Annotated in this window: 10 protein-coding genes; 1 reads left to right on the top strand and 9 read right to left on the bottom strand. The window is 56.5% G+C overall.

The annotated features are described in order from the left end of the window. Positions 1-112: 112 nt before the first annotated feature. The gene (locus tag ACTIKR_RS18355) at positions 113-1,153 is read right to left on the bottom strand and encodes a M23 family metallopeptidase (protein WP_193087288.1); all 1,041 of its coding nucleotides are present in this window, start codon (positions 1,151-1,153) and stop codon (positions 113-115) included. Between the two features lie 131 nt (positions 1,154-1,284). On the opposite strand from ACTIKR_RS18355, the gene ACTIKR_RS18350 reads away from it, so the two are divergent. After that, positions 1,285-1,716, top strand: a complete 432-nt coding sequence (locus ACTIKR_RS18350; RefSeq protein WP_193087287.1) for a DciA family protein — start codon at positions 1,285-1,287, stop codon at positions 1,714-1,716. Here ACTIKR_RS18350 and lpxC read toward each other — a convergent pair. The 8 genes from lpxC to ACTIKR_RS18310 form a co-directional block, all read right to left on the bottom strand. Then, positions 1,695-2,618: a UDP-3-O-acyl-N-acetylglucosamine deacetylase gene (lpxC, locus tag ACTIKR_RS18345; RefSeq protein WP_442328620.1), complete on the bottom strand. Its 924-nt coding sequence runs from the start codon at positions 2,616-2,618 to the stop codon at positions 1,695-1,697. The genes ACTIKR_RS18350 and lpxC overlap by 22 nt on opposite strands. Before the next feature lie 491 nt (positions 2,619-3,109). Beyond that, positions 3,110-4,330 (bottom strand): cell division protein FtsZ, encoded by a 1,221-nt coding sequence (gene ftsZ, locus ACTIKR_RS18340; protein WP_193087285.1) that lies wholly within the window; start codon positions 4,328-4,330, stop codon positions 3,110-3,112. Between the two features lie 312 nt (positions 4,331-4,642). Next, positions 4,643-5,872, bottom strand: coding sequence for a cell division protein FtsA (gene ftsA, locus ACTIKR_RS18335; protein WP_193087284.1), 1,230 nt, complete (start codon positions 5,870-5,872; stop codon positions 4,643-4,645). After that, entirely contained in the window at positions 5,869-6,678 is an 810-nt protein-coding gene (locus ACTIKR_RS18330) for a cell division protein FtsQ/DivIB (RefSeq protein WP_193087283.1), read from the bottom strand. Before ACTIKR_RS18330 ends, ftsA begins: the two co-directional genes overlap by 4 nt. After that, a complete protein-coding gene (locus ACTIKR_RS18325) occupies positions 6,679-7,641 on the bottom strand; it encodes a D-alanine--D-alanine ligase (protein WP_193087282.1) in 963 nt (320 codons plus the stop codon). Beyond that, positions 7,631-9,046, bottom strand: coding sequence for a UDP-N-acetylmuramate--L-alanine ligase (gene murC / locus ACTIKR_RS18320; RefSeq protein WP_193087281.1), 1,416 nt, complete (start codon positions 9,044-9,046; stop codon positions 7,631-7,633). Before murC ends, ACTIKR_RS18325 begins: the two co-directional genes overlap by 11 nt. After that, positions 9,043-10,131, bottom strand: a complete 1,089-nt coding sequence (murG, locus tag ACTIKR_RS18315; protein ID WP_442328619.1) for an undecaprenyldiphospho-muramoylpentapeptide beta-N-acetylglucosaminyltransferase — start codon at positions 10,129-10,131, stop codon at positions 9,043-9,045. The genes murC and murG overlap by 4 nt, the downstream gene beginning before the upstream one ends. Beyond that, on the bottom strand, positions 10,128-10,952 hold an 825-nt coding region (locus tag ACTIKR_RS18310; RefSeq protein WP_442328618.1), incomplete at its 5' end, for a peptidoglycan glycosyltransferase FtsW. The genes murG and ACTIKR_RS18310, both read right to left, overlap by 4 nt.

Below are 10,952 nucleotides of genomic sequence, written 5' to 3'. Positions count from 1 at the left end.
CCAACAATTTTTTTGAGTAGAGAAATCATTCTGCTATCAGAGTAATCAGGAAAACTTCAATGGGTGTTCTTCCTGACAGGTTAGTGAGTCATCACGAGAAAATCACGATAGTTTAACGCATACGAGGCCGGGTAGTGATTCCGGAAGGCAATCTGACGCGCTCTTTTGTATCCGTGACGATTTTGCTGCTGAGCGCTGCCGCCCCCACCTGTTCTGCCCGTTGAAGCAGACTGTCCGGCGCCGTGCTGGCCACAGCAGTAGACGAAGACATCTGGCTCAGAAAGGCGATCGGGTCTGTCGGCTCGCCATCGACCCGCACTTCGAAATGCACGTGAGCGCCGGTAGAGCGCCCGGTGCTGCCGACCTTGGCGATGACCTGTCTTTTGGCCACCAGATCACCCGGCTTGACCAGCAGCTTTGAATTGTGCGCGTAGCGCGTGACCACACCCTTACCATGATCGATGTCCACGACGTTGCCGTAAGCACTCATCCAGCCCGCGGCCACCACGATGCCGGCAGAGGCCGCATAAACGGAAGTGCCGGCAGGCGCGGCAAAATCAACCCCGCTGTGCAGCATATGACGCCCGGTAACCGGATTCTTGCGCCAGCCGTAAGTGGATGAAATTCTTGCATTGTTCATGGACACCGGGATGGCCGTTGGGGTGCGCTGTTGTTGTGCACCCTGCAGTTGCATCGCCAGATCGGCGGTTTTGAGCATATCATCGCCACGCGATAAGGCGGTCTTCAGACTATCGAGCTCACGCCCGAGCTCTTCGGCAGAGATCACGCTGTTGTTCTCCGACTCCAGATCTTCCATCGGCTCGTCACTGGCCAAGGCGTTCTGGCTGAGCAGCTTGTGCAATTCCGAGGTCTCGGCATCGGCACCGGTACTCACGGCCAGGCGCTCGCCCAACCGGGCGATGGTGTCTGCCTTGGCCCGTAACTGCCCGATCTGTGAAGCCATCACATTCAGATTATGATGGATTAAGGCCGCATCACGCAGCGCTTCGGGTGTAGACTCCACAGAAGCGACTTGTTCGTGCATGGGCAGCGATGGCAGCCCAAAATGGCGTTCCAGCAAGGCGCCGGCTGCAACCGCCAGGCCCAGGCTGAGCATGGACACACTAAACGTCCATACTTTCTTTGTCTTCACAGGAGTGGTATTCTGCGAAGCATGTTGCTCTTCTTTCAATTTCGTACCTGTTTAAAATAATGGCTCTGTTTTACAAAAAAAACGGTGCTTCGCGCCGCGATCGAGGCGAAGGTAAAACGGCCGCAAATTGGTTGGGTCATGACACCCGCCGGGGTCGGTTGCTGGAAACAGCTGAACAGTTCAACCTGATACAGGGACTGATTGCACAGGCCCTGCAACTTCCCGTGGGTCATGCATGTCGCGTGGTTGGGCTGGACAACGGCACACTGATTATTGCCGTTCCCAGCGCTGCCCACGCAGCAAAAATTCGACAATTGACTACAACTATACATCAGCTGCTGGTCGCCAAAGGGCAACGAGTGGATCAAATCCGCATAAAAATCCAGGCCGGGCTCAAGAGCGCCGCGATAACGGCGGCTTCAACACCCCCGGTCGTCAGTCAAGCGTTGGGCGAACAAGCGCGCGACGCCCTGCTTGAACTGCAACAAACCACAGACAACCAGCAATTGGCGGACACACTGGCCCGGATTCTTGAAAAAAATCAGGCCAAACGCCAGTCCTGACTGACGGCATCGGCGGCAGCGGCTGCCGAATCATAGGTAATAATTTCATAGGCATCCGGCTGCGACAGCAGCGTACGCGCCAGCTTGTTATTTAACGCATGGCCGGATTTGCAGGCCACATAACGGGCCAGCAACGGATGGCCGATCAGATACAGATCACCAATGGCGTCCAGAATCTTGTGTTTGACGAATTCGTCATCGTAACGCAGGCCGTCCGAATTCAGAATCCGGAATTCATCCATGACGATGGCATTGTCCAAACTGCCGCCACGCGCCAGACCGTGTGCGCGCATGGCTTCTACTTCCTGCGCAAAACCGAAGGTGCGCGCACGGGCTATTTCCCGCGTATAGGAGTCGCGTGCAAAATCCACCTCGGCAAAACTGGCCGTTGAATCAATGGCCGGGTGATGAAAGTTGATCGAAAAGGCCAGGGAGAAGCCGGCATAGGGTTCAAGGCGAGCCCATTTAGCGTTTTCTCCTTCGCCGTCCTGTACCTCAATGGTTTTCAGAACACGCAAAAAGCGCTTGGGCGCATCCTGCTCTTCGATACCGGCCGAGCGCAACAGGTACACAAAGGTCCCGGCGCTACCGTCCATAATAGGCACTTCTTCTGCGTTCAGATCGACGTGGATATTGTCAATGCCCAGGCCGGCCAATGCCGACATCAAATGTTCTACTGTTGACACGCGCACATTGCCGTTTTGCAGCACCGAAGCCATTCGGGTATCACCCACTTTGTCCGCAAGGGCGGGCAAGTCAACGACCTCGGGGGTGTCTACCCGATGGAAAATAATGCCGGTATTGGCTTGAGCAGGCCGTAAGGTGATCTCAACCCTGCGACCTGAATGCATGCCGACGCCGGTGGTTTTCACCAGGTTCTTAATGGTTCTTTGTCGTAGCATCGTATTCTCAACTTACAAAAATGTAACAATATTCATGGGAGCATCCGTAAAAGGATGTCGTGGCTGGCGGTTCACCTTGACCAATTAAATGGGTAGCAAGCTACCTGATGACGGAACCAGACACACATGTGACGCCGTCCTTTGAACGTGTAGCAAGCAAGGTGCGACGCGCAGAGAGTGGCGGCCTGTAACAAGTGGGGCGCCAATACTGCATTGCAGCCGGTTTGTTGCTTGCGCTGGGCTGCCAAAGCCAATCGTCAATACACGATGCCCGCAGACACGTGTCGTTTCCGAGTATTTTACTCTGATTTACGCTTAAAAGCCCCTGATTGACGGTGCAACTGTTTCAATCGGCATCTGAAGTCGGCTGGCTGCATCGACAAAAAAACGACCTCGAAGGGTCGTTTTTGCTGACTGGCGCCATATCAAAGGAGCGAACGGGTCCGGACCGGGCAGCAGCCCGGACGCCGTGTTGGGAAGAAAAACGGCAATCAGTCGGCTTGTTTGCGCAGGAACGCCGGAATGTCGAAACGCTCGACGCCCGAAGACTCCATTGCTCGAACCTGCTGTTCAAATTGCGCCTTGTTAGGTGCAGCGCCGCCACGACCAGAACGAATCACGGTAGGCGGCACGGGTGCGCGGCCACCGCTAGGCTGATTCAGGAAGCTGCCACCGTACAGATCGGTATTGCCGCCATGCGTTCCGGTCAATGCTTCAAATTCAACATCGGAGCCGTTATTGACAACCAGTTCCGGCTGCTTGCGACCCAGACCCGTAGCGACAACGGTAACACGCAGCTCGTCGGCCATATCGTCATCATAGGCGCTACCAACGATAATAGTGGCATCTTTGGCAGCGTAACTGCTGATGATTTCGTTGATCAGACGGGTTTCGCTCATTTTGAGTGAACGGCTGGCGGTAATATTGACCAGCAGGCCACGTGCACCGTTCAGATCCACGCCTTCGAGCAGCGGGCACGCGATCGCATTTTCTGCGGCAATGCGAGCACGATCCGGACCGGAAGCGACAGCAGTACCCATCATTGCCTGGCCATGTTCACCCATGATGGTTTTCACGTCTTCGAAGTCGACGTTGATATTACCCTGAACATTGATGATTTCTGCAATGCCTGCGCAGGCGTTATACAGCACGTTGTCGGCTTCCTTGAAGCAGTCGTCCTGGGAAGCGTCGTCGCCCATCAGTTCATACAGCTTTTCATTCAGCACCACGATCAGGGAATGAACGTGTTTGGACAAATCGGCAATGCCTTCTTCGGCAGCGCGCAGTCGTTTGGTTCCTTCGAACGAAAATGGTTTTGTAACGACACCAACGGTGAGAATACCCAGTTCCTTGGCCACTTCGGCCACAACAGGACCCGCTCCCGTCCCTGTACCACCACCCATACCGGCAGTAATGAACACCATGTTTGCGCCATTGAGCGCGGCGCGAATTTCTTCGCGTGCTGTTTCTGCTGCTGCACGACCCTGTTCAGGTTTGGCGCCTGCGCCCAAACCACTGCGGCCCAGACGAATCTGAACCGGTGCTTCGGTCCCGATCAGCGCCTGCATGTCTGTGTTTGCGCAGATAAAATCCACGCCCTTGAGGCCGGCCCGCATCATGTGTGAAATGGCATTGCCACCTGCACCACCCACGCCAATCACCTTGATTACGGTACCGCTGTTACTGCTATCGTCCAATAATTGAAAGTCCATATTCCCAACTCCTGTATTCCGAAACGTATTAACGAAAAGTGCCACTGCGTTTTTCGGAAACCGTCTCAAAAACAATGCCAGCGCCTGTCTCGCATCGTACTTGAACCGTCTCCATGGCCACCTGCCCGGCCATTGTCTGGCAGTTGATCCGCCCTGCCCGGCGGTATATCGACAACCTTCTGCTACTTTACTGCACTGCTGTCACGGTGTCATGCAAGCCGCTACACATCGCGTTAACAAAACACCATAAGGGACATGAAACACGCCCCTTTTTGCAACTACTGAAACAAACGTCTCAGCCTCTTGCGTATTCTAATTCATAAACCACTCTTTCATGCGGGAAATCATATCTTTTAGCGTTCCATTTTGTTGCTTAATCTTACCACCACGCAAACGCTGCACGCGCGCTTCTGTCAACAACCCCATGACTGTGGAAAACCGCGGGTTGCGGACCATGTCGGCAAGACTGCCGCGATAGTCGGGAACGGCAACGCGCACCGGCTTGAGAAAGACATCTTCGGCCAGTTCGACAATGCCTGGCATAAGCGCAGTGCCACCGGTCAATACAACGCCTGAGGCAATCAGATCTTCGTAGCCTGAGTCCCGCACAACCTGCTGCACCATCATGAACAGCTCCTCGATACGCGGCTCGATAACAGCACCGAGGGTCTGTCGCTTGACGCGACGTACATCGCGATCGCCCAGGCCAGGCACTTCGATAAGCTCATCGGGATTGGCCAGCACCTGCTTGGCAATCCCATAACGCAATTTGATCTCTTCGGCATCTGGTGTGGGCGTGCGCAGCATGGCCGCGATATCGCTGGTTACCTGATCACCCGATACCGGCAATACCGTGGTATGACGAATTGCGCCACCGGTAAAAATGGCGATGTCGGTCGTGCCCGCACCGATATCGACCAGCACGACACCCAGTTCCTTTTCATCGTTGGTCAGGCAAACCATGGACGAGGCCAACGGCTGCAGAATCAGGTCCTGTACTTCCAGACCACAACGACGCACGCACTTGACAATATTCTGTGCGGCGCTGACCGCACCGGTCACAATATGTACGCGCACTTCAAGCCGGATGCCGCTCATGCCTACCGGCTGGCGGATGTCTTCCTGCGAATCGACGATAAATTGCTGGGTCAGCACATGCAGCACCTGGTGATCGGTAGGGATGTTGACCGCCTTGGCTGTCTCGATCACGCGCGCCACATCGGCTTCCGACACTTCCTTGTCCTTTACCGCGACCATGCCGCTGGAGTTGAAGCTGGTAATGTGGTTGCCGGCAATGCCCGTATACACTTCACGGATTTTGCAATCGGCCATCAGCTCAGCCTCTTCAAGGGCGCGCTGAATGGAATTGACCGTGGATTCAATATTGACCACAACCCCTTTGCGCATACCCTTGGATTCATGCTGTCCAAGTCCGATTACTTCAAAGCGCCCTTCTTCAGGCAAAGCTTCAGCCACCACTGCCACCACTTTGCTGGTGCCTATGTCTAAAGCAACGATGAGGTCCTTTAGGTCACGAGTCATTTTTTCTCTTTACTATCCGATTGTGTTGTCGCTGCCGGCTCGAAGGTGATGGCAAAGCCTTTGGTATAACGCAAGTCCACCTGGGCTATCTGCCGGCCGGCTACCTTTTCTTTTAAAACAGGCCACGCCTGAACAAAACGTTCAATCGTAGATGCGAATGATACCGCACCCTGCCCGCCATGCGGGTTTAATGCATCGGCCCCGGGATCCCTGCCCAATACCAGTTTGGTATTATCGTTCAATTCTACACGCCAAGCATAGCGATCACTAAGCGTAATCTCATCTACACCCAAATTTAGCGGCGCCAGCCAGCGCACCAATTCGGCATAGCGCTGTACCACGAGCATTTCAGATCCGGACGGTCCGTTAAACTGTGGTAAATCCGCATCCTCGGGCAGCTCCGCCTGGTTTGCAGTAAATACTTCACCCCAGGTATTGATCATCTGCCGCTCGTTCCAATAGGCAAACGGCTCCTGCTCTTCGATCTTGAGCAGCAGACCGTCGGGCCAGACGCGGGTAATATCGGCATGACGCACCCAGGGCGACTGCTCGAACAGTCTTTTCGACTCAGGCAGATTGATGGTAAAGAAATTGCCCTGCAACTTGCCCGCAATGGTCTGCTGGATACTTGCCGGCGACACATATTCCAACTTGTTGCCTTTCATCGGCTCGATCACGATGCGGGTCAGATTGAACATGGGTCGGTGAATCAACCAGTAACCACCGGCGCCCAGCATTACCACTACCGCCAACAACATGACAAGGTTGGCGACAAAATTGGTAATACGGGCGCTTGGCGTAATCATTTACAGTCCTGGCTCCGTCACGGGTTTGGTGCGCTGGATCTTGCAACTGGCCTGCGCCAGGATCTTCACGCACAAGTCGGCATAACTGACGCCTTCGGCCTTGGCGCCCATGGGCACCAGCGAATGCGGCGTCATGCCCGGGGAGGTATTGACCTCCAGCAGAAAATAGCGATTGTCATTGTCCAGCATCACGTCGACACGGCCCCAGCCCTCGCAGCCTACGGCGACAAACGCCTTTTCACATGTCTGCCGGATGCTGGCGGCCAGATCCTGCGGCAGGTCAGCCGGACAATGATATTGCGTCTCGTCCGAAACATACTTGTGTTCGAAATCGTATTTGCCATCGGGCGCCACGATTTCGATAATCGGAAACGCCCGCGCCGTGTCGCCCTTGCCCAGAATGGCAACGGTCAGTTCGCGCCCGACGACGAATTTTTCGGCCAGCAGTTCGCTGTCAAACTGGAACACCTCGTCAAAGGCGACAGTCAGCTCTTGCGGGCCGGCCACTTTGCTCAGTCCCAGCGTCGAGCCTTCATGCGGTGCCTTGAGAATAAAGGGGTAGCCCAGCATCTGGCTGGCGCCATCCATATCTTGGCGGGTCCGCACTTTGCAATAAGGCGCTGTCGGAATGCCTTGTTCAATCCAGATGCGTTTGGTCATGATTTTGTCCATGGCCAGACCGGACGCCATCACGCCGCTTCCTGTGTAGGGAATGCGCAGCAGCTCCAGCGCCCCCTGCAGGGAGCCGTCTTCGCCATACCGGCCGTGCAGGGCAATGAAAACACGGTCAAAGCCGGCCGCAGCCAGTTCTGCCAGGGAATGCTCGGCAGTATCAAACAGGTGGGCGTCAATGCCCTTGCTGAGCAGGGCTTCATATACGCCCTTGCCTGAAACCAGCGACACAGGCCGTTCCGCGGACTGGCCGCCATACAGCACCCCTACCTTGCCAAATTCATTGCTCATTGCGCTCTCCCAACTGTCCCGGCACCTTGTTGATTGACCCGGCACCCATGACGATGACCACATCACCGTCGCGAACAAAGTTGATAATGGCCTGCGGCAGTTCGGCCACATCTTCGACAAAAACCGGTTCAACCTTGCCTGCCACGCGTAAAGCGCGCGACAGGGCCCGGCCATCGGCAGCCACAATGGGTTGCTCGCCTGCGGCATAGACTTCGCTTAGCAGTACGGCATCGGCCCGACTGAGCACATTGACAAAGTCTTCGAAACAATCGCGGGTGCGTGTATATCGATGAGGCTGGAAAGCCAGCACCAGCCGGCGTTCGGGCCAGGCACCGCGTGCCGCCTCGACCGTGGCGGCCATTTCGATGGGGTGATGCGCGTAGTCATCGATCAGCGTGTAGGTACCGCCGCCATGATCCTGCGGAACGGCAAAGTCTCCGGTGTAGGAAAAGCGGCGCCCAACGCCGTTAAAGCCGATCAGGGCGCTCACGATATCCTCGTCGGCCAGCTCCAGCTCTGTGGCCACCGCAATGGCGGCAAGCGAGTTCAGCACATTGTGGCGGCCGGGCAAATTGAGCACGATATCCAGGTCCGGCAGGCGTTTGGCCGGGGTGATCCGCCGCTCAACGGTAAACGCCATGCGCGTTTGTCGAGGCTGCACGTTGACCGCCCGGTACATCGCTTCTTCACCAAACCCATAAGTCACCAGCGGGCGCGAGATAAACGGAATAATGTTACGAACGTTGCTGTCGTCGACACATACGATGGCGCTGCCATAAAACGGCATGCGCTGGGTAAATTCGACGAAAGCGCTTTTTAACCGCGTCATGTCGTGGCCATACGTGTCCATATGGTCTGCATCGATATTGGTGATGATGGACATGACCGGCAACAGATTCAGAAACGAGGCGTCCGACTCGTCAGCCTCGACCACAATATATTCACCCTGGCCCAGCCGCGCATTGGCGCCGGCCGAATTCAGGCGGCCGCCAATCACAAAGGTAGGATCCAGGCCGGCAGCGGCCAGCACACTGGCCACCAGGCTGGTGGTCGTGGTTTTGCCGTGCGTGCCGGCAATGGCGATGCCGCGTTTAAGGCGCATCAGCTCTGCCAGCATAATGGCGCGAGGCACCACGGGAATCCGCTTGGCCCTGGCCGTGAGCACCTCGGGGTTGCTGTTGGCCACAGCCGTCGATGTAACAATGGCGTCGGCCTCGCCGACATTTTCGGCGTGATGGCCGATAAAAATCTGCGCGCCCAACTCTGCCAGGCGACGGGTCACCGCCGACTCCTGCAGATCCGAGCCGCTGACTTTATATCCGAGATTGACCAGAACTTCGGCAATACCGCTCATACCGGAGCCGCCGATACCGACAAAGTGAATGTGTCTAATCCGATGTTTCATGTTTTTCCTGCGCTCGCGCGCTCGCAAATATCTGCAATGGTCTGTGTGGCCTGCGTTCTGGCGCAGGCTCGGGCAGCCACTGCAGTCTGCATCAATTGATCACGAGTACGACTTTGTATCCATTCGGCCAGCCAGGCTGCGGTAAATTCGCGCTGGGGCTGTGCCCAGGCCGCATTGCGGCCGGTCAGCCATGCTGCATTTGCCGTCTGGTGGTCATCGATGGCATGCGGCAGCGGCACAAACAGCGCGGCCACCCCAACCGCTGCCACTTCGGCCACCGTCATGGCGCCGGCACGGCAGATAATCAGGTCGGCCGACATCATGGCCGTGACCATATCATCGATGAAAGGCAGGCATTCTGCGCTGACATTCGCCTGTTTATAGGTGTCCTGAAGGCTGGCAATATGCTGCTCGCCGGCCTGATGCATGATTTGCGGACGCTGCCCCGGTGCGATCAGCGCCATGGCGGTGGGCACCACAGTATTGAGGGCCTGCGCACCCAAACTGCCGCCCACCACCAGAATGCGCAAGACACCCTCGCGCGCACCATAGCGCACACCCGGTTCCGGCGTATTGGCCAATTCACCGCGCACAGGATTGCCCACCATCTGCCCGCCAGGCAGCACGTCTGGAAAACCCGTCAATACGAAAGCCGATATTTTAGCAAGCCAATGGTTGGCTGTGCCGGCCACGGCATTCTGTTCATGAATTACCAGCGGAATATTGGACAGTCTTGCCATCAGGCCGCCAGGAACGGCCACATAGCCGCCCATGCCCAGTACGACCGCAGGCCGGCACTGCTTGAGGGCGCGTCGCGCCTGCAGGCATGCCTTGCCCAGCATGAATGGCAATTTCAACAGCGCCAACGGCCCCTTGCCTCGCAAACCGGCAAAGTGCAATGGCAGCAGAGGAATCGCCGCAGCCGGCACCAGACGCCCTTCCATTTTGTCCGGATTGCCCAGCCACATGACCTGCCAGCCCCGCGCACGCATTTGTGCGGCCACGGCCAGACCGGGCATGATATGCCCGCCGGTCCCGCCTGCCATCACCAGCAACGTACGTGAATCGGAATGAACGCTATTCATCGATATTCTCGCAAGGGCCTTCGGTCAGGGCGCTCTCCCCGCATCATCAGGCGACTCTCATAATCCACGCGCATCAAAATGGCAAGGGCCACCAGATTCATCACAATGGACGAGCCGCCATAACTGACCAGGGGCAATGTCAGACCCTTGGTCGGCAGCAATCCCAGGCACACGCCAAGGTTGACCAGTGCCTGCACGCCCATCCAGATGGACACGCCCTGCGCCACCAGGCCGCTGAATTCGCGATCCATGGCGATGGCCTGCCGGCCAATTTCAAAGCCACGATGCACAATAATCAGAAACAGCACCACCACGGAAATGATACCGACAAATCCCAGCTCTTCACCCACCACAGCCATAATGAAATCGGTATGTGCTTCGGGCAGGTAGTGCAGTTTTTCGACGCTGGACCCCAGCCCGACGCCGAACCATTCGCCACGCCCGATGGCTATCAGCGAATGAGCCAGCTGGTAACCGGTAGACTGCACCGTTTCGGGGTCGAACGGGTCCAGATAAGCGAAGATACGCTTCACACGCCACGGCGCCATCAGAATCAGCAAGGCAAAGCAGCCCAGCAGCACGACAACCAGCAGCAGAAACAACACCGCACTGATGCCGCCCAGAAAGAGAATACCCACTGCGATTGAGACGCTGACCATAAAGGCGCCCAGATCGGGTTCGAGCAACAGCAAAATACCGACCACGCCCAGGGCCACCATCATTGGCGCAAAGCCACGCCAGAAATCATGCATGTACTTTTGCTTGCGCACGGTGTAGTCGGCGGCAAAAAGCAACATGGCCAGCTTGGTCCGTGCGGACGG

This window comes from Advenella sp. (genome assembly GCF_052108595.1).
Lineage (GTDB): Bacteria > Pseudomonadota > Gammaproteobacteria > Burkholderiales > Burkholderiaceae_B > Advenella.
The sequence above is the reverse complement of the archived record's forward strand: the minus strand, read 5'-3'. Positions and strand labels throughout refer to the sequence as shown.

Excerpts from the sequence above, each read along its gene's own strand:
- lpxC (WP_442328620.1), bottom strand. The coding sequence starts at position 2,618 with ATGCTACGACAAAGAACCATTAAGAACCTGGTGAAAACCACCGGCGTC.
- ftsZ (WP_193087285.1), bottom strand. The coding sequence starts at position 4,330 with ATGGACTTTCAATTATTGGACGATAGCAGTAACAGCGGTACCGTAATC.
- ftsA (WP_193087284.1), bottom strand. The coding sequence starts at position 5,872 with ATGACTCGTGACCTAAAGGACCTCATCGTTGCTTTAGACATAGGCACC.
- ACTIKR_RS18330 (WP_193087283.1), bottom strand. The coding sequence starts at position 6,678 with ATGATTACGCCAAGCGCCCGTATTACCAATTTTGTCGCCAACCTTGTC.
- ACTIKR_RS18325 (WP_193087282.1), bottom strand. The coding sequence starts at position 7,641 with ATGAGCAATGAATTTGGCAAGGTAGGGGTGCTGTATGGCGGCCAGTCC.
- murC (WP_193087281.1), bottom strand. The coding sequence starts at position 9,046 with ATGAAACATCGGATTAGACACATTCACTTTGTCGGTATCGGCGGCTCC.
- murG (WP_442328619.1), bottom strand. The coding sequence starts at position 10,131 with ATGAATAGCGTTCATTCCGATTCACGTACGTTGCTGGTGATGGCAGGC.